This window comes from Neisseria flavescens, assembly GCF_005221285.1.
Lineage (GTDB): Bacteria > Pseudomonadota > Gammaproteobacteria > Burkholderiales > Neisseriaceae > Neisseria > Neisseria flavescens.
Genome location: NZ_CP039886.1, coordinates 563,458 through 583,862, shown reverse-complemented (window position 1 = coordinate 583,862; position 20,405 = coordinate 563,458). Strand labels below are relative to the sequence as shown.

The window sequence follows — 20,405 nt, the reverse complement described above, 5'->3', positions numbered from 1 at the left end:
TATCATGAAAAGCCCATTCAAAAACATCGGTATCGTTACGCGTCCCAATACGCCCGAGATTCAAGATACCGTCCACACATTGGTTTCTTTTCTGCGCGAAAACGGCTTCACCATCTATCTGGATGAATTGAGCGTAGAAGAACACTGCGTCTATATCCAAGATTCCGCATACTGCGAAACCGTAAATAAAGCCCAGCTGGGCAAATATTGCGACCTCGTCGTTGTGCTCGGCGGCGACGGCACCTTCCTCTCCGCCGCCCGCGAAGTCGCCCCGCGCGCCGTCCCCATCATCGGCATCAATCAAGGCCACTTGGGCTTTCTTACCCAAATCTCACGCGACACCATGGTTGAGGGCATCCGCCCCGTACTGGAAGGCAAATATCTGCCTGAAGAGCGCATCCTCATTGAAGCCAGCATCATTCGTGACGGCGAAACCATCGAACGCGCCCTCGCCCTCAACGACACCGTACTGTCTCGTGGCGGCGCAGGTCAAATGATTGAATTTGAAGTATTTATCAATCAAGAATTTGTCTATACCCAACGTTCGGACGGCCTAATTATTTCCACACCGACAGGTTCGACCGCTTACGCGCTTGCCGCCGGCGGCCCCATCATGCAGGCCGGTCTGCACGCCTTCACGCTCGTGCCTATCTGTCCGCAATCCATGACCAACCGCCCGATTGCCATCTCCGACACCAGCGTGATCGAAATCCTCATTACCAAAAGCGGCGACGCACGCGCACATTTTGACGGACAATCCCATATCGACGTGCAAAACTTCGACCGCATCATCATCCGCCGCTATCACAACCCCTTGCGCGTCCTCCATCCCACCGATTACCAATACTTCAAAACCCTGCGCCAAAAGCTGCATTGGGGCGAACAATTGATTTAAACAACTTCCATAAACAGGCTTACCATGAAAACCATTTCAAAAACCTTAATCATTGCACTGTGTACTCTTTCCTCCCTATCCGTCTCCGCACACGGCATGCACAAAAGCAAACCCTTGTCCTTTGAAGAATTGCCGAAAATCTGCCAGCAATACTTTACCCGAGCGGATGCGTGTTACCAAAAAGCAGGTGATAAAGCATCGTTCCAACGCGACAACACAAAATACCTGCGCCAAATCTTGCCCGCCGCTGACGTAGGCCAACGTGAACGCATGTGCCAAATTGCCATGGATACATTCGCTGAAAAAACAAAAAACTTGAGTTGCGAATAAAGACCCCTGTCTTAGCTCTAGCAATTTCTGATTCCATAAAAAGGCCGTCTGAAACATTGGATTGTTTCAGACGGCCTAATTACAAGGTTCTTACCCTTTTAAGAAGAGACCACAAAATCCACTGTATGCGCTTCACTGTAATCAGGGATTTCCAGCTTTTCTATCATGCGGTGCAACACATCATTCGGCACAGAATGTTCGCGGTTACGGTTTTGCGATAGTAATTGCGTGTAAGGCACTTCCAAATAAATGAGATGCACGCGTGCACCGTAATCGGCAAACATCGGCAGCCATTTACTGCGCAGGTCGCGGTTAAGATTGGTCGCATTAAAGACAAATGACGTACGGGCTCGCAGGTATTCTTTTGCCTGCTCTTTACCCAAACGCACTGCTTCGGCGGTATGTTTGGAATCTGCGGGATTGAGTTTGCGCTCACGGCGAATCTCATCCAGCGACAGCATAGGCAAATGGGCAAGATGTTGCCTGATGTAACTGTCTTTACCGCTACCTGCTATGGCACACATGGCGTACACATCGAAGGTCTGATCATCAAACGGCTGATAATCCGGCATTTCGCTACGGCCGTTAAGATAGAGATAGCGTCCGTAGTCGCTGGCAAAAGTACGCGCTTTACCCCAACAAGCATTTTCTTCACAGAGTTCACGAAACAAATCAATGCGCAGCAAAATATCCTGTTGGTCGCAACATATACGACCGAGAACATCAGCTTTAGCAAGCATGGCAAGATGCTCAGTATTAACCTGCAAACTGGCTGCTATGACGGCTCGCTCAGGATTAGGCTTATTAATCGCCCATAAGGGCAATCCGTGCAAACGCACGAGTTTGGCGATTGCTTCTCTTACGGCAAATGGAGCGGCAAGTTCGGTATACAGCAAAGTACGGGCGGTATGCTCACCTTTTTTTGCGTGATGCGGCGAAACGATACGCTCTTTGCCGTTTTCTATTTCACTCTTGGTCGTACTGCGTTTTTCCACATCATGCAGCATGGCGGCAGCAAACAGAATATGCTGCTCCTGTCCATCAAGCGCTTGGAACTCGGGCAGTTGTAAAAGGGCTTCGCATACCATTTTGGTATGCGTAAATACATCGCCTTCAGCATGCCACTCAGGGTCTTGCGGAACATCCTTCATATCGGCAAACCAGCTGAAACGACGTTCTAAGGCTTGCCAATCAGTAAGTTGACCGGGTATGTAATCTGGGAATGTCCACATAATTGTCTTTCTTATTATTGGATAATTGGACTTCAGGCCGTCTGAAACTGCCAGCTTTGCCAATGGTATTTGTCGTAATCGATAAGACGGGCAGGCTTCCAAGTTTTCGTCCAATGAACGTCGGTTTTAACGTGTTTGGCTCGCACCAATTTGAAAAGATTATCAAATTCATTGAATTGAACAGGCAGGTTGCCGTTGTTGGTGGCAAAATCAGCGGCGTTCCGGATAACGAAACCTTCACTGCATGCCGCTCCTGTTTTCGGATCGTAGCCGCCAAGCTTACCGGCAGTTTGTACGCTGTCTGTCCACAGCTCTCCCAAATTAGCGGCAAGCCATTGCGCTAAAGCAATATCTTCATTGGCGTATTTTTGAGTGAAATCTGCAAGAGGCTGGACAATGGGTATTTCTGGCACAGTCGGAAAATCAAACAGCTGCGCATAAAATTTAACCTCTTCCCATGAAAGCCAATGTCCGCTACGGCGGACTGCAAACAGGTAAAAATAGCTTTCCAGTTGCGAATAGGCAATCGAATGAATGCCATACATATTCTCGCCAAAAAGTTCAAGATCGCCTAAATCATCTTTGATTTGCTGCCATCGTTGCAGCAAAGGTTTATCCCACGGATGCTGGGTAGGCGCAGCATGACTACGGGCATAGAGACCGTGTGCGGCAAAGCAGTTGTTTTGCCCATCTAATTTTTCGGTTAAAACCAATTTCGGCAGTGAGGTAAAATATGAAAGAAAGCCGCGCGGCATAAAACGGTCGTCAGAGGTGGTACCAAGGCTGATGGGCGCGTGCAGGCTGCGGGCGTATTTTTGAGGTTCGGTTGTCGTCATAATATTTTTTCCTTTTTATTCATTTTTTAATTTTCTTTTCAAGTGTTCCCTGCAACCCGTTACATTTTCCCCACCATATTTCCTTGTTTGGAAACCAAAAGTTGGTCGATTTTCAAATTTTCAGTATCGATGATTTCAAATTTATAACCGGCATAAACCAGAAAATCTGTACGTTTCGGTATTTTGCGCAGGGAATACATCATAAAGCCGGCGATGGTTTCGTAGTTTTCCGAATTGGGAAACTCCTCAATATCCAGCGCACGCATAACATCGGTAAGCGGCGTAGCACCGTCCACCAACCATGTGTCTTCGGTACGGCGGATGATTTGCGGCTCTTCCTCGGTATTGACCAGCTCGCCCATCACAATGCTCATCACATCTTTCAGCGTTACCACGCCAACCACCAGCGCGTATTCGTTCACCACCACGGCAAAGTCTTCTCCTGAAGTTTTGAAGGTCTCCAATACATCATAAAGCGACAGCGTGTCGGGAATGAACAAGGCTTTACGCAATACACGCTTGTCGGTCAGGCGGACGTCTTTTTCTTTTAAAAATAAAGTCAGCAGCGTATGCGATTCGATATAGCCGATAACGCGTTCCAAGTCGCCGTCGCATACGAGGAATTTGTTGTGCGGTTTGTCGGACATCATTTCCAACACGGTATCGCTGTCGTCGTGTTTGTCAAAATAGGCGATGTATTCGCGCGTACTCATGGTGGAAGTGACCGTACGCTCCTGCATATCGAAAATGTTTTCAATCAGATAGTGCTCTTGTTCTTTCAATACACCAGCCTGTGCACCGGCATCAACGACGGCATAAATATCTTCCGAGGTCAGCTGCTCCTGACGGACGGTTGAGATTTTGAAGAGTTTGAATATTGCGTTTGCCAACCCGTCAAAAACCCAGACAAGGGGCTTTAAGATAAAAATCAAAAACATCATCGGACGGACAATGCGTACCGCCACCGCTTCGGGATGGGTCATTGCCATACGCTTGGGCATCAGGTCGGCAATTAAAATAAAGCTGCCTGTAACCAGCGAGAAAGTCAGCAAAGAGGCAACTGTGCTGCCCCAACTGCCTGCGTTCTCCAACAGCTTGCCAAAATACGGACGTATCGCTGCCTCGCCGACAATACCGGCAAGAATGGCGACGGCGTTCAAACCGATTTGAACAACGGTAATAAAACTGCCCGGCTGCTGCTGCATATTGATTACGTCAAGCGCACGCGTATCGCCGCCGTCTTTCGCCATGACCTGCAATTTGATTTTGCGTGCCGAAGCAAGCGCGAGTTCGGAACAGGACACAAACGCGCTAATGACAATCAGCAGGCACAATAATAGTAAGGCTTCAAAAATATTCATGAAAAAGTGTGTGTATGGTATAGGTTAAAAATATTCAAACAACAAAGGCCGTCTGAAAAATTCAATTTAATCTTAGATTTGCGTTTTATTTGTCAGTGATGCGTAAAGCAAATAATGATATTGAAATAAATTTTACTTAAAAGTAAGTCATATTTTTTTCAGATAATCTTGCGACCTTATTATTTATACAGATAAGGCACGACGCTTTCCTTCAATATTTCTATCAACTCTTCATCCATGTATCTGTAATCATCAGGAATATCTAAAATAATCATTTCTTTATATTGCAACGCACGAGGAAAATGTGCCAGCAGACGGCTCTTATGTTTTTGTTCCATCACGAAAATCTTATCCGCCCATGCGATGTCGTCTATGGAAACAGTATGCCGCGCATTGGGGCTGGTCCCCGCAGAACGTGCCTGTACATTTGGATAACGTCGAAATACGGTTTCAGCGGTAGGACTGCGCCATTGGTTACGACTACAAATAAAAAGTGCATTCATAAAAATTAAAAAAGGCGGAAAATATCCGCCTTGTGAAAACCATCTCGATTGAATCGAAAATGTATCTTTTGAGTTAATCAAACCATTCAGCATCAAATTCATGCTGTCTGAACGGATAAATAAAACCCAGTTTTTGTGCACGTTTGATTTTATTGCTGCGGAGATATATCAAATCCCACTTTTTTTCAGGTTTATATTTCAAAGGATTTTTGCCATGTACACGATGACTGGGGCGTTGCTCTTGATGTCGTCGCCATGCACGGCTACGACTTTGATCTAAATTGTCCATTATCTGCTTTCTAATTTTGTTTCGGAAATCGGGTTCAGCAGCCGCGATTTTTTATGTATTCGATTATTCGGCAAGAAAATAGGATGACAAAATTATAGCGAAATTAAAGATATAATGCCAATATTAAACAATTTATTAGGCTCAAAATGGCCAAAGGCCGTCTGAAACTTGAGACACATTCATTATTTTAATCATCCAGCGCATCTTCATCCAAGGATTTCAGCCATTTCAACTTTTCGCCAATTTTGATTTCCAGCCCACGCGGGACGGGTTGATAGAAATCGGGTTCGTCCAAGCCGTCGGGCATATAGCTTTCGCCGGCGGCGTAGGCGTTCGGTTCGTCGTGGGCGTAGCGGTATTCGCGTCCGTAGCCCAATTCCTTCATTAACTTGGTCGGGGCGTTGCGAAGATGGACAGGCACTTCGTCGCTGCTGTTTTCTGCAACAAATCGGCGCATTTGTTTATACGCTTTGTAGCCCGCGTTGGATTTCGCGGCGGCGGCAAGGTACAGCACGGCTTGCGCCAGCGCGAGTTCACCTTCGGGCGAGCCTAAGCGTTCAAAGGTGGTGGCGGCATCGTTGGCGATTTGGAAGGCGCGCGGGTCGGCAAGCCCGATGTCTTCCCAAGCGATACGCACGATGCGGCGAGCGAGGTAGCGCGGGTCGGTGCCGCCGTCGAGCATACGGCAGAACCAATACAATGCCGCATTGGGATGCGAACCGCGCACAGATTTGTGCAACGCGGAGATTTGGTTGTAAAAACTCTCGCCGCCTTTGTCGAAACGGCGGATTTGCGCCCCGAGACTGTCGGCGAGAAATTCGGCGGTCAGGGTTTTCAGACGGCGCGTGTCGGCGGCGCGTAAAAGTTGTTCCAACAGATTCAACAACCTGCGCGCATCGCCGTCGGCGGTATTGACGAGCAGCTCCTGCGCGTCGGCTTCAATCGTGAAATCCCGGTATTCGGGCAAAGCCAAAACTTTGGCAACCAGCTTTTTGAGGCCGTCTGAAGACAAGGGCTGCAAAACATACACCTGCGCGCGGCTCAACAGCGCGGGATTCACTTCAAACGACGGATTTTCCGTCGTCGCACCGATAAAGGTCAGCAAACCGCTTTCGACATAAGGCAAAAACGCGTCCTGCTGCGCCTTGTTGAAGCGGTGGACTTCGTCGACAAACAAAATCGTCGCCCTCCCCTGCTGCAAAGCGATTTCCGCCTTGTCGATTGCCCCGCGTATGTCTTTCACGCCGGAAAACACGGCGGAAACAGGCAGGAACTGTGCATTGAAACTCTGCGCCAAAATCCGTGCCAACGTCGTCTTGCCCACACCCGGCGGCCCCCACAGCAACATAGAATGCGGCTTGCCGCCTTCTACCGCCACGCGCAAAGGTTTACCTTCGCCGATGAGGTGTTCCTGCCCCACCACGTCGTCAAGCGTATGCGGACGCAATCGTTCGGCAAGCGGCGCGTCGGGTTCTCGGACAAACAAATCGGTCATAACGGCTCCGTCAACAGGTTTTCAGACAATATGATTATACGGCAGGGAACGGCGGCGTGCCGCATACGGATACCGCCCCGCCGTTTGCCTTAAGCCGATATTAGGCGCATACTGGAAAAGACGAGAGACTTCACACAATATATCCGGCACGGAGACCGATTCCGCACCGGCTAACAATACGCAAATCAGGATTTCAATTAACCATTAAGGAGAACTCGATGAAACAAAATAGAAAATTTGCTTTATCTACCATTGCTTTGTTGATTCAATCGGCATTATGTTTTGAGGCTAACGCTGCTGAATATGAAGTTGAAAATGTAGAGTATGTATCTTTGCAACCGGACCCGCAAAGATTAGGTTCAGTTTCAACTTGGAAGGGGGGTAAGATTACAGTAAAGCAAACTATTTTGCCTTATTGGCAGAAAGGGGAAACCCGTAGGAAATTAGAAGTCATTACCACCGGAAACGGAGCAGATGGAAACTTACTGGTCAACGGCATTTACGGCATCCAATCTTTTGCAGACCCGCAATTAGGATATACGCCTGAATTATCGGTGAAAAGCAATAATGACATTCTATTTAAAAATAATCTCCAATCTGTTGATGTGCACCCTTATTCCGGAAATATCCATTTGGATGCCAAAGGAAAAATTCAATTTGATTTGAATATTCCCGATGTTGATGGGGTACAAGATGCAGTCAGTGGAAAAAAAATACCGACAAACAATAGTGCCTTAGTGCGGTATGTCAACACTATCACCCCCCCCCCCCGATGAAAATGACAAAGGCAGCATATCCTTCCATTCAAAAACAGGCAATTTATTCAATATGAACGTTAACGTTCATAAAGACACACACCATTACGGTATTCACAACCTCCGCAATACCGATGTTAATCTGACTGCCGAAGATGGCGATAATGTGGTTGCGATTAAAGGGAAACTTGCCGACCCTATGCCGGCAGGAAAAGTTGAGAGTACAAGTTTTTTAAGGGGCATTGAAACGGCTTTTAAATCCAATACCGTATTAACGGGGAATAACAATAAAATATCCATCGCCACTGAGGGCGACGGCTTGGGATTGGGGGTAGAAGGTCTCGATTCAAAATCCCCCTATTCCGGACACACGACGGGCATTTTCGTCAATAATCAACCAAACAATACTACCGAACCTTCCCTTGACGGCATCAGCACCATCAAGCTCAAAGCGGTCAAGGGAAATAATGAAGTTGATTTAAATGTAAAAAACCACGCCTCCGTAAAAGGCATTATCGCGTCGCATTCTGCAACAGCGACGCTCGAAGCCGAAGGGGACAATATTGTCCGGGTTAAAAATCCGGACACCGATACGGCTTTAATCGATGCTTTGAAAAAACAATACCCCAATGCTTCAAAAGAACTATACAGAGTGGGGGTTCAATCCACGACTGACAGCGATGTAGTTTTGAGCGCGGCAAACAATATCATTGAGATAGGGGGTAATCCGATGAACCAAGCAGGGATTACCGCTCACGGAAATGCTACGATTACCCTCAAGGCGAAAGAAAACAATAAAATTACCGTGGAAAACGCCGCATACAGCAGCGACGGCATTTCGACTCTGATTAACAGAACGGGGGCAAGGCCCGGAACAAGGGATGACGGAAACAAAATCATACTGGAGGCCGGCGGCGATAATATCGTTACCATGAAATCCGGCGATGCGGATGCGGATTATGTAAACAAATCCAAAGTATTAACGGAGACACCATCTTATCAAAGCAAACGAGGTTCCAACGGCATCTTTTCCTATGGCGACAAATCGCTGGTCAAACTGGTTGGCGAGAATAATATCGTTAAGAGTGAAATCAGTGAAAAGTCTAAGGCATTAAATGGGGGATTTGACCATAACAGCATTTATTCTTGGAATAAGGCAAAAGTCGAATTGTCTGCGAAGAGCGACAATATCGTACAAGGCGGAATTTGGGGCTTATACTCCAACAACTCCTCAATCTCCCTTGAGGGGAAAAATAATGCGATTTCAAACCCGAAATATAATGTTCGAGCCGATAATAAGGCAAAGGTGGATTTGACTGCCGAAAATAAAAACACATTATCCGATGCGGAATTTGGCGTATATGCCTTTAATACAAGTACGGTCAATTTGTCTTCAAAAGATAAAAATGAGGTAAAAAGCACCAAAATCGGTCTGTATTCGCAAGACGGCGGTTCAATCAATGTAGATGGAAAAGATAATATTATTGAAGGCGACAAGTTTGCCTTGATTGGAATGAATGGAAATTTAAGCATCCACGCAAACCATGAAAACAATATTACAGGTGGCGCAGGCATTTATGCTAAAAATAATTCTAAAGTAAATTTAACAGGTTTAAGTCATGTTATTAATGTTTCTGATGCCGCCATTCATTCATTAGACAAAAGTGAAGTAAGCATAGACGGACGGATAACGATTCATTCTAGCGTGGCAAATATCGCCCGAAGGGATAACAGCCTGATTAATTTAAGGTACAAAGGCAACAGCAGTATTGATGGAGCAACTGTATCGGATGGCGGCAGTGTTTCCATTACGCCGTTAGATAATTCAGATGATAATGTTATGCGTTTGACTGGCGATGTCTTGGCGGTAAATAAGGGTAAAGTGGAATTAGACTTCACACCAAACAGCCGTTTAGCAGGACGTTTGGATAATTTTAGCGGCTTAACCGATTCCAAACATAAAGATTTATTTGATCAATATGTTACCAAGTTAGACAGCAAAAGTGCGGGCGAAATTAACCTTAATTTAGCCAAAGACGCATTATGGACGATGACAGGTCAAAGCTGGATGGATAAATTGAGCGGCGAAGGTACGGTTGATTTTGACAGTAACAGCAAAACGGGCGGACGCGCCTTACATATCGGCGAATTGGCGGGTGCCAATAAATTCTTGATGCATCTGAATAAAGACGGCATTCACAGCGATATGCTCTATGTGAAAAAAGGAACGTCTACTCCGCAAGAAGTCGTCGTCAAAAATCTGTCCGAAGTGCTCGACAGTATGAATTACGGCGAACGTTTGCGTTTCGCTACGGTAACAGACTCAAAAAATGAATTTGTGAACGGTAAGAAATATATTGATGATACACATCTTTTAGAGCAGGCTTTAACGGTTGAATATTCTGACCATAAAACTGACCCAAGCAATAACGATGATTACAATCGCAGATTTAATGGTGAAACAATGACTGCTGAAAAAGCAGGTAACACAGATGTGGATGCGATGTATGGTAGCGAGCATAGAAAAAATGTCTATTTAGTCAAACAAACTACGGGCAATCCCGGTCGAAATGTCAAAAATATCAATGATATGTTCGACTCAACCGCACATTATGCGTTCACTTTGGATACTTATACCAAACGCGAAGGGGAGCGGGCTTTTTCAACGTTGGATAAAAAAGAAGGCGATTGGATAAGGCTGACGCATACCCGTTTGATTCAATCCAATGCGTTTAGGTTTCATAACAACGATTTTGAAATCGGATATGACCGCTTCAGCCTCAACGAGCAGGAGAAAAAACGCAAATGGGGCATAAGTTTCGACTACGGACATGGCAGGACATCGTTATGGAATACGTTTGGCAAAGGAAGAATCAGAAAATATGAATTGGCCCTGTACAATACTACCCAATACATAGATAAAGAAGGAGACGAAACAGGGTATATCGACAATGTATTAAAAATAGGAAAACTGCGTAACCGTGTGATTGCACGAAATCATATGGGGCAATTATGGGGTACGGGAAAATATAGCAACACCCTATTCTCTATCAGCACCGAATACGGCCGCCGTAAATTTTTGGATGACGATAAATTGTGGCGGATTACACCGCAAGCACAGTTGCAATATTCCTATTTGAGAGGTGCGGGCTACCGGCTCGACAATGGTATAAATGTCAACTTAAGCCACGTAAACAGCCTGATAGGCCGTTTGGGTTTGGATGTCGTGAGAAAATTTGACGAAGATAAAAAACTTTTCTATGTAAAAGGCAATATTCTTCATGAATTTTTGGGCAACCGCTCCTTTAAGGCATTTGAGGGCAACAGCAGTTATGCTCAAAAATGGAATACGAGGGGGACTTGGTATTCAGTCGGCTTGGGCTACAACGCGCGGACAGGCAAAAAAACGAATGTCTTTGCCGATGCGGAAAAAGAGTTTTCCGGCGGGAAAAAAGGATCGTACAACATCCGCTTATCCATTTCCCATCAGTTTGACTGAATGATTGGAACCTTATCGCAACAATGGGTTAAATCTAATTCGAGTCTTTAGGGTAAACCGCAATGAAATGCCGTCTGATCCGCTTTCAGACGGCATTTTTGCAAACAGGCAAAATGACGGCGGCGGGATTTTTTATTTTCCCAATTGAAGTATAATGTTGCCGGATTCAACCGGATATTCAAACGGTTTGCTCCAACACTCGGAACGGCGCATAAAACGCCGCCCTGCTCGTTATCCCGAACGGGGCGGCTAATCAGATCCTATCGCCATAAAACGGCGGGGTTTCAACCGAAAAGGAATTGAGATGAATAAAACCTTGTCTATTTTGCCGGTGGCAATCTTACTCGGCGGCTGTGCCGTCGGCGGCGGCACATTCGGCAGCTTAGACGGCGGCACGGGTATGGGCGGCAGCATCGTCAAAATGGCGGTAGAAAGCCAATGCCGTGCAGAATTGAACAAACGCAGCGAATGGCGTTTGACCGCGCTGGCGATGAGTACCGAAAAACAGGCGGAGTGGGAAAACAAGATTTGCGCTTGCGTCGCCCAAGAAGCACCCGAACGGATGACCGGCAACGATGTGATGCAGATGCTGGATCCGTCCACGCGCAATCAGGCACTCTCCGCCCTGACCGCCAAAACGGTTTCCGCCTGCTTCAAACGCCTGTACCGCTAACCTTCTTCAGACGGCATGAGGCAGATACCGTCTGAAGCCGTTTTCCTGCAATTTCGACAGACGAGAAAAATCATGAAATACATCAGCACGCGCGGCGAAACCGCACACAAACCGTTCAGCGAAGTTTTATTGATGGGGCTGGCACCCGACGGCGGCCTGATGCTGCCGGAACATTATCCGCAAATCGGGCGCGAAACCTTGGACAAATGGCGCGGTTTGGCTTATCCCGAATTGGCGTTTGAAATCATGCGCCTGTTCGTTACGGATATTCCGGAGGACGATTTGCGCGATATTCTGAACCGTACTTACACGGAAGCGGCGTTCGGTACTAAGGAAATCACCCCCGTCCGCACGCTTTCAGACGGCATCAAAATCCAAGCCTTATCCAACGGCCCGACGCTGGCGTTCAAAGATATGGCGATGCAGTTTTTGGGCAATGCGTTTGAATATGTTTTAAACAAAGAAGGCAAAAAACTCAATATCTTGGGCGCAACCAGCGGCGATACGGGTTCGGCTGCGGAATATGCCTTGCGCGGTAAAAAGGGCGTGAATGTATTTATGTTGTCACCCGACGGTAAGATGAGCGCGTTCCAACGCGCGCAAATGTACAGCCTGCAAGACGGAAATATCCACAATATCGCCGTGAAGGGGATGTTTGACGACTGTCAGGACATTGTGAAGGCGGTGCAGAACGATGCCGCGTTCAAGGAAAAATACCATATCGGTACAGTCAATTCGATCAACTGGGGACGCATCGTCGCGCAAGTGGTTTATTACTTTGCCGGCTATTTCAAAGCGACGCAAAGCAATGACGAGCAAGTCAGCTTTTGCGTGCCAAGCGGCAACTTCGGCAACGTTTGCGCGGGACATATCGCCAAACAAATGGGCTTGCCCATCCGCCGCCTGATTGTCGCGACCAATGAAAACGATGTGTTGGACGAGTTTTTCAAAACCGGCGCATACCGCCCGCGCAACAGCGAGCATACTTATGTTACCTCCAGCCCGTCTATGGACATTTCCAAAGCGTCCAACTTCGAGCGTTTCGTGTTCGACCTGATGGATCGCGATCCTCAGGAAATCAATACGCTGTGGGCGGAAGTCGCGGCGGGCAAGGGATTTGACTTGCAGTTTGCCTTGGAAAAAGTCGGTGGCAAATACGGTTTTACCTCCGGCAAATCCACCCACGCCGACCGTCTTGCCACCATCAAACAGGTTTACGGGCAAGACCAAGAACTCATCGATCCGCACACTGCCGACGGTGTAAAAGTTGCCCGCGAAGTGCGTGAAGAAGGGGAAATGGTGGTTTGTTTGGAAACCGCGTTGGCGGCGAAATTCGATGCGACCATACGCGAAGCCGTCGGCGATGTCGCCATTCCGCGCCCCGCCGCGCTGGAAGGTTTGGAAAGCCTGCCGCAGCGCGTGCAAACCGTGCCGAACAGTGCGGATGCGGTAAAAGGCATCATCGAACAAACGCTAAACTGATGTTCCGTATGGGCGGCATTCCGCCCGAACCTAAGATTGAAAGAAAATGACCTTACCTATGCAGGAAACCCGTTTTTCCATACTGCTGGACGAATTGGCGGCAAAACAGGAGGCCGACCTCGCCTCCCACCTGCTTGCCGACGGAAGCAAGGTATGGATACGCAAAGCAGGCAGGCACAATGCGCGATGGCGTTACGCGCTGCTCGGTATGGTTGCCCGGTATTTGAAACTGGGGGTGTTGAAGCCGGTTCCCAGCCTCGGCGGCGAGCCTGCCATTGCAACCGAATCAAAACGCCTGCACGAATTGCGCGCGGCGGGGATAGTCGTTCCCGAATTGCTCGCCGTCCGAAAAAATGCCCTTATGTTCGGCAATTTGGAAGGGATTCCGCTCGATACGCAAATCCGTCAAGAAGCCGAAGCCGGAAAGACGGACGCTTGGCTTGCCGGTTTGGAAGCCATTGCACGAGTGCATGAAAAACGGCAGTTCCTCAGTCAGGCGTTTGCGCGGAATATGATGTCGGACGGGAAAAACATCAGCTTTTTGGACTTTGAAGACGACCCTTCCGAAGTCCTGTCCCCCGTGCAATGCCAAGCCCGCGATTGGCTCTGCTACATCCATTCGACCGCGCTGATATTGAAAAACGGCGGACTACTGGAGGCGGCTGCGGAAAAATGGGGCGGCGTATTGTCGGGGCAGCCTGCCGAAATACAAAAGCTGATTGCCGCCACCGTCAAACCGATTCTTCCGATACGCAGGCTGGAACACCCCCGCTGGGGACGGGACGCGCTCAGGCTGGCAGCCTCGATTTCCCTTGCCGATATGCCGCTTATAAAATCAAGGCATTAAAACAATACCAACTCCTTTTGACTTTCAATTGCAAACATTGTAATGACAGATATTTTCGTTTAGAATTGCATGTTTGCTCTAAATCTGGATTGATATGCAGACAACACAAGCCACATCCAACTGGGAGCTGTACAAGCGTTTGCTTGGATATTTAAAAAGCTATTGGAAGATGTTTATCGTCTCCGTAGTGGCCATGCTGATTGTCGCCGGTACGATGCCGGCTTTCGGTTATTTGCTCAAACCTTTGATTAATGAAGGCTTTGTCGATAAAAACATGAAAAGCATGTCATGGTTGCCGCTGGCAATTGTGGCGCTGTTTTTCGTTCGCGGCCTGTTCAACTTCATTAACGAGTATTGCACGACTTATCTGTCCAGCCACTTGGTGCAGCGTTTGCGCGGTGAAATGTTCAACAAAATGATGCACCTGCCGACTTCGTATTTCAGCAGCAATACCGGTGGCCGTCTGATGTCGCGCATTTTAAGCGACGTCAACCAAATTACCGATGCAGGATTTAACGTCATTACCGTGATCGCCAAAGACGGCGTGAGCGTGGTCGGCCTATTGGGCTTACTGACTTATCTAAACTGGCGTTTGACCCTGATTACTTTTATTATTTTGCCGGTCGTCGCCGTATGTATCCAAACGGTCAGCAAACGCTTGCGCAAATTGTCTGCCAACAACCAAATTTATCTTGGCCAGCTGATGCAGGTTTTGGGCGAAAGCATCAATGGTGAACGTGTTGTAAAAATCTACGGCGGTCAAGATTATGAAAACCGCCGCTTCAACCGCATTGCCGACGATGTGCGCCGCAACCTGCTCAAACAGGTTTCCGCCAGCTCTGCCGGTACCGGTATTACACAATTAATGGCTTCGGTTGCACTGGCTGCGATTATTTACGCAGCGGCACGCCAAGCAGGGCTTTCAGGATTTAGTGCAGGCGATTTTATGTCGTTTTTGTCCAGCATGCTCATGATGTTTGACCCCATCAAACGTATGACCGGCGTGATGCAATCCCTGCAACGCGGTTTGGCGGCGGCTGAAAGTGTCTTCACCTTTTTGGATCAACCCGAAGAAAGCAACGAAGGCAAACAGATTCTCAGCCCAAATCCTGGCGATATCGAATTTTGCGATGTTGTACACCGCTATCCTGAAGCCGAACGCAACAGCTTGAACCACATCAACCTGCTTGTACCGCAAGGCAAAGTGACTGCATTGGTCGGCGCATCAGGCTGCGGTAAAACCACTCTGGCCAATATGTTGCCGCGCTTCCTCAATCCGGATGAAGGCAAGGTTTTGATTGGCGGCGTCAACATCAATGAATATACACTTGAAAGCCTGCGCAGCCGCATGGCATTCGTCAGCCAAAACGTTGTCCTGTTTAATGGTACGATTGCTGAGAATATTGCCTATGCTCAGGCCGGTAACTTCAGCGAAGAAGAAATTATCAATGTTGCAAAAGCCGCCAATGCTTGGGAATTTATCCAAAAAATGCCGCAAGGTTTGCACACTGAAGTTGGTGAAAACGGTTTAAAACTGTCCGGCGGCCAACGTCAACGCCTCGCCATTGCGCGTGCGCTTTTGAAAAATGCGCCGATTTTGATTTTGGACGAAGCCACCAGCGCATTGGATAATGAATCCGAACGTTTGGTACAAACCGCATTGGAAAACCTGATGCAAAACCGTACCACATTGGTGATTGCCCACCGACTTTCAACCATCGAAAAAGCCGACAACATCGTTGTCATGCACGAAGGCAATGTAGTCGAACAAGGCACTCATCATGAATTAATCAACGCAGGCGGACGCTATTCCGACCTGCACAGCCTCAGCGAAAAATCAGCCAAACCGGCAAGCAAGTAGCTGAGTACCTTCCATTCTTTTTATTAACCTTGGCCGCCCCGACCTATCCTTTTCAGACGGCCTTATCCGACAGGAAATATCAATGGCAGCATTCAACACCCAGAAAGTCTTGTCTGTACACCACTGGACCGACGCTTACTTCACTTTCACCTGTACCCGTGACGAATCTTTGCGCTTTGAAAACGGCCAATTCGTCATGGTCGGCTTGATGGTAGACGGCAAACCGCTGATGCGCGCATACAGTGTGGCTTCTGCCAACTGGGAAGAGCATCTGGAATTTTTCAGTATCAAAGTACAAGACGGCCCATTGACCAGCCGCCTGCAACACCTTAAAGTCGGCGACGATGTGCTCATCAGTAAAAAACCGACCGGTACACTGGTTGCCGGCGACCTGAATCCGGGCAAACACCTATACCTCTTGAGCACCGGTACCGGCATCGCTCCTTTCTTGAGCATTACCAAAGACCCTGATGTTTACGAACAATTCGAAAAAATCATCTTGGTTCACGGCGTACGCTACAAAAAAGACTTGGCATACTACGACCGCTTCACCAAAGAATTGCCCGAACACGAATACTTGGGCGACTTGGTTAAAGAAAAACTGATTTACTACCCAATCGTTTCACGCGAAGAATATGTACACCAAGGCCGTCTGACTGATTTGATGCGCAGCGGCAAACTCTTCGAAGACATCGGCCTGCCTAAAATCAATCCGCAAGACGACCGCGCTATGCTGTGCGGCAGCCCAGCCATGTTGAAAGACACCTGCAGCGTCTTGGACGAATTCGGACTGACCGTTTCTCCGAAAACCGGCGTTCGCGGCGACTACTTGATTGAACGCGCATTCGTCGATCAATAACATAGCTCCGGCAACAGGCCGTCTGAAACCCTTCTTTCAGACGGCCTAAGCCTTAATAATTTATCCCACATTATGCCTACCCTACTCATCATCCGTCCGTCCAATCGTCCACAGCAAGATATCCAAACCTGCCATGCAGCCGGTTGGCAGGCTCAGGTATTGAGTCCGATTGAAATAGAGGTGGATCGTTCGGCGCTAAAAAAACTCCCCGAACAATTCAAGCAAGCCGATGTGGTGTTTTGGGTCAGCCCGACCACTATTGAAACTGCAGTACCGTATCTGACCTTTTCAGACGGCCCTGAAGTACACATTACCGTCGGCCAAACCAGCCAACATACTTTGGCACAATTCTCCCCCTATCCCGTATTCTCTCCCAAAGACGGCAACGACAGCGAAGCCGTCTTGAGAATGTCTATTTGGAAAAACCTGCCACCCAACGCCCGAGTTCTAATTATTCGAGGCCATGGCGGCCGTGATTTTCTGGCAGACAAACTGACCGAACTGGGTTTTCAAATCGACATCGCCGAAATCTATTTCAGACGGCCACACGCCATCGATTGGCAGAACTTTAAAACCGAAGACATCGCCGCCGCCTACGTCACATCCGGCGAGCTCGCGCGCGAATTTTTCCATCAGATTCCGCCGCAATTTTCCCGATTCTTCGAATCCTTGCTATACTTTACCCATCATCCGCGCATTGCCGATGCGCTTCGCATCGTCGGCGCCAAACATGTAGAAACCGTCACTTCTTTATCCGCTGCACTTTCATCCATGCCACAAAGGAGCCAAGCAGTGAACCCAGTTGAAGACAATAAAGATACCCAACAAGTTGCCAATACGGCAGCTCCGGCGTCTGAACGTTCTGAAAACACCAGGCCGTCTGAACAAATCAAACCTACCCAACCTCAGCGAGTGGAGGCGAGCATGCCCGAGTCCAACAATCTCCCACAAAACAACGCCCCTGTTATCATCAAACAATCTGGCGGCAAAGCCTTGGCCGCAGGTGCAACCGTCTTGGCACTGCTTAGCTTGGGTGCGAGCGGATTCCTGTTTGTACAGGGTCAAAATGTTTTAAAAAACCAAGAGCTCGAATTCAACCAAAAAATCGACAAAGCTGCATTGGGCGAGTCTGAAAACGCCAGCCTTCTAAAAGACAACCTCAACCGCCAAACCGCTATTCAAGCCGAGTTAGACCGCCTGAACAACGGTCAAAAAAACAATAGCGATCAAATCCTGCAAACGCAGAAAGCTTATCAAGAGTTACTCAAAGGCCGTATCAACTGGCTGGTCGACGAAGCCGAATCGATGTTGAACACTGCTTCGCAACAATTGATGCTGTCAGGCAACCTTCAAGGCGCGGTCAGCGTATTGGAACACATCGACAGCCGCTTAAGCCGTTTTGAACAGCCTGAGCTTATCCCCATCAAACAAGCCATCAGCAATGATTTGGCCGCGCTGAAAAACCGTCCTTATGTCGATATTTCCGCCACTGCCTTGCGTATCGACCGTTTGGAAACCGGTATTTCCGGACTGCCTTTGGTTTTGGACGGCGTATTGAAACCGGGTGCTGCGCCTGTCGAAGCCGCCAATTCAGGAACTTGGTGGGAAAACACATGGGAAAAATCCCTCAATGCCCTCAAAGGCTTGGTTGAAGTCCGTCATCTGGACAGCAACGACGCCATGTTGATTTCACCCGATCAAACCTACTTCATCCGTGAAAACCTGCGCCTGCGCCTTTTAGATGCGCGCATTGCCCTGTTGCAACACAACGGCGAAGTGTATCAAAGCGATTTGAACAACGTTGAAGCAAGCGTGAAGCAATACTTCGACAGCAAATCCCCTGCTACCCAGTCATGGCTGAAAGAGTTGGCCGAACTCAAAGCCCTTGATGTCCGCATGATTTCAGACGACAGCCTGAAAGCCAGCTTGAGCGCTGTTCGCGCTTATCAAGAAGGTTCGCGTATACAAATGACGACCGAAGAAGCTGCACAAACCCAAGATGCCGAGAAAACCGCTTCCGCTCCGGCTGCAACTACCGAGCAAGCCACGACTGCAGCACCGGCTGCCGCTTCCGCTCCTCAATCTCTGGAAGCACCTGCTTTGCCGTCTGAAAACAAAAAAGAACCGGCCGCCGAAGCTGCCAAACCACAAAACCAAACCAAGCCTGCTGCCAAAATTAAAGGAGAGCAAGCATGAAAACCGTCGTTTGGATTGTCATTCTGTTTGCCGCCGCCGTCGGTTTAGCCTTGGCTTCCGGCATTTATACCGGCAACGTGTACGTCGTGGTTGAGCAAACCATGCTGCGTATCAATCTGCATGCCTTTGTTTTAGGCCTGCTGTTGAGCGTATTCGTCTTGTATTTCCTGATTAAATTCGTGTTCGGCCTCTTGAACATTCCGGCGCGTATGCAACGCTTCGGCATTGCCCGCAAAGGCCGTCAGGCTTCTGCCTCTTTGAACAGCGCAGGTTTGGCATATTTTGAAGGCCGTTTTGAAAAAGCCGAACAAGAAGCCGCCAAAGTCTTGCAAAACAAAGAAGCAGGCGACAACCGCACCCTGGCTTTGATGTTGGGTGCGCACGCGGCCGACCAAATGGAAAACTTCGAATTGCGCGACCGCTACCTGCACGAAATCGAACACCTGCCACAAAAACAACAGCTTTCCCGTCATCTTTTGCTGGCCGAATCTGCACTGAGCCGCCGCGATTATCCGACTGCCGCACAAAACCTTGAAGCCGCAGCAAAAATCAATAGCAACTTAAGCCGCCTGGTCCGACTGCAATTGCGTTATGCCTTTGATCACGGCGATGCTTCAGATGTTTTGGCAAAAGCAGAAAAACTGGTTAAAGCCGGCGCCATCAACGATTACGAAGCCGAACAGTATCAAAATTGGGCATATCGCCGTCTCTTAAGCGAAGTAACCGATGCAGGCAGTCTAAAAGCTTGTTTGAAACACATTCCTGAAAGCATGAAATCGGGCGAATTGTGTGTCGCAATTGCCGAAAAATACGAGCGTTTGGGTTTGTATGCCGATGCGGTCAAATGGGTTAAAACCCATTATCCGCAAACCCGCCAGCCTGAGCTCTTGGAAGCTTTTGTCGAATCCGTGCGTTTCCTAAGCGAGCGCGAGCAACAAAAAGCCATCGACTTGGCAGATTCTTGGCTGCAGGAGCAACCAGACAATGCACCGCTGTTGATGTATCTTGGCCAACTGGCTTACGGACGCAAACTTTGGGGCAAAGCCCAGGGCTACCTCGAAGCCAGCATCGCCTTGCAACCCAGCGTATCCGCACATTTGGTCTTGGCCCGCGTGTTTGATGAAACCGACCAACCGCAAAAAGCGCAAGAACAACGCAATCTGGTTTTGGAAAGCGTGGCCGAAGAAGAACATCCGGCAGCCCTTCCTCAACCCAATTAATATGCTGATTTCGCATTAAGCGCCAATATGAAATCTACTACAAAACCAACCATTTAATTATTTCAGACGGCC

15 protein-coding genes and 2 pseudogenes are annotated in these 20,405 nt (G+C 48.3%); 11 read left to right on the top strand and 6 right to left on the bottom strand.

Features of this window, described 5'->3' with window-relative positions; genetic code table 11:
* Positions 1-4 precede the first annotated feature (4 nt).
* Positions 5-895 carry an NAD(+) kinase gene (locus tag FAH67_RS03050; RefSeq protein WP_039863638.1) on the top strand — a complete coding sequence of 297 codons (891 nt, stop codon included), beginning with the start codon at positions 5-7 and terminating at the stop codon, positions 893-895.
* Between the two features lie 24 nt (positions 896-919).
* Positions 920-1,225, top strand: coding sequence for a hypothetical protein (locus tag FAH67_RS03045; protein WP_039863640.1), 306 nt, complete (start codon positions 920-922; stop codon positions 1,223-1,225).
* 98 nt (positions 1,226-1,323) lie between these two features.
* Here FAH67_RS03045 and FAH67_RS03040 read toward each other — a convergent pair whose 3' ends face one another.
* From FAH67_RS03040 to FAH67_RS03015, 6 genes are all read right to left on the bottom strand, one after another.
* The gene (locus FAH67_RS03040) at positions 1,324-2,457 is read right to left on the bottom strand and encodes an AAA family ATPase (protein ID WP_003679771.1); all 1,134 of its coding nucleotides are present in this window, start codon (positions 2,455-2,457) and stop codon (positions 1,324-1,326) included.
* A 32-nt stretch (positions 2,458-2,489) separates the two neighbouring features.
* On the bottom strand, positions 2,490-3,293 hold the full coding sequence (locus FAH67_RS03035) for an RNA ligase family protein (RefSeq protein WP_039863649.1): 804 nt from the start codon (positions 3,291-3,293) through the stop codon (positions 2,490-2,492).
* Positions 3,294-3,352: 59 nt separating this feature from the next.
* Positions 3,353-4,654, bottom strand: coding sequence for a polyamine export protein PaeA (gene paeA, locus FAH67_RS03030; protein ID WP_003679774.1), 1,302 nt, complete (start codon positions 4,652-4,654; stop codon positions 3,353-3,355).
* 179 nt (positions 4,655-4,833) lie between these two features.
* Entirely contained in the window at positions 4,834-5,250 is a 417-nt protein-coding gene (locus FAH67_RS03025; protein ID WP_232500799.1) for a low molecular weight protein tyrosine phosphatase family protein, read from the bottom strand.
* Complete coding sequence (locus tag FAH67_RS03020; protein WP_003679777.1) at positions 5,231-5,446, bottom strand: hypothetical protein; 216 nt, start codon at positions 5,444-5,446, stop codon at positions 5,231-5,233. Before FAH67_RS03020 ends, FAH67_RS03025 begins: the two co-directional genes overlap by 20 nt.
* Before the next feature lie 187 nt (positions 5,447-5,633).
* Positions 5,634-6,941: a replication-associated recombination protein A gene (locus FAH67_RS03015; protein ID WP_003679778.1), complete on the bottom strand. Its 1,308-nt coding sequence runs from the start codon at positions 6,939-6,941 to the stop codon at positions 5,634-5,636.
* A 218-nt stretch (positions 6,942-7,159) separates the two neighbouring features.
* Between FAH67_RS03015 and FAH67_RS03000 the strand changes: the two are divergent.
* The 9 genes and pseudogenes from FAH67_RS03000 (at position 7,160) to FAH67_RS02965 (ending at position 20,333) form a co-directional block, all read left to right on the top strand.
* Positions 7,160-11,195, top strand: a pseudogene (locus FAH67_RS03000) (autotransporter outer membrane beta-barrel domain-containing protein).
* 304 nt (positions 11,196-11,499) lie between these two features.
* Positions 11,500-11,868, top strand: coding sequence for a hypothetical protein (locus FAH67_RS02995; protein ID WP_003679784.1), 369 nt, complete (start codon positions 11,500-11,502; stop codon positions 11,866-11,868).
* A 72-nt stretch (positions 11,869-11,940) separates the two neighbouring features.
* The gene (gene thrC, locus FAH67_RS02990; RefSeq protein WP_039863642.1) at positions 11,941-13,350 is read left to right on the top strand and encodes a threonine synthase; all 1,410 of its coding nucleotides are present in this window, start codon (positions 11,941-11,943) and stop codon (positions 13,348-13,350) included.
* Between the two features lie 46 nt (positions 13,351-13,396).
* Positions 13,397-14,197: a BUD32 family EKC/KEOPS complex subunit gene (locus FAH67_RS02985; protein ID WP_003679789.1), complete on the top strand. Its 801-nt coding sequence runs from the start codon at positions 13,397-13,399 to the stop codon at positions 14,195-14,197.
* A 94-nt stretch (positions 14,198-14,291) separates the two neighbouring features.
* On the top strand, positions 14,292-16,058 hold the full coding sequence (gene msbA / locus FAH67_RS02980; protein ID WP_003679790.1) for a lipid A export permease/ATP-binding protein MsbA: 1,767 nt from the start codon (positions 14,292-14,294) through the stop codon (positions 16,056-16,058).
* 82 nt (positions 16,059-16,140) lie between these two features.
* Entirely contained in the window at positions 16,141-16,917 is a 777-nt protein-coding gene (locus FAH67_RS02975) for a ferredoxin--NADP reductase (RefSeq protein ID WP_003679792.1), read from the top strand.
* A 72-nt stretch (positions 16,918-16,989) separates the two neighbouring features.
* Positions 16,990-17,685, top strand: a pseudogene (locus FAH67_RS12020) (uroporphyrinogen-III synthase); the annotation flags it as partial.
* A gap of 3 nt (positions 17,686-17,688) precedes the next feature.
* A complete protein-coding gene (locus FAH67_RS12015) occupies positions 17,689-19,113 on the top strand; it encodes a uroporphyrinogen-III C-methyltransferase (RefSeq protein WP_370446687.1) in 1,425 nt (474 codons plus the stop codon).
* Positions 19,110-20,333, top strand: a complete 1,224-nt coding sequence (locus FAH67_RS02965; RefSeq protein ID WP_003679797.1) for a heme biosynthesis protein HemY — start codon at positions 19,110-19,112, stop codon at positions 20,331-20,333. The genes FAH67_RS12015 and FAH67_RS02965 overlap by 4 nt, the downstream gene beginning before the upstream one ends.
* The last annotated feature ends 72 nt before the right edge of the window (positions 20,334-20,405 follow it).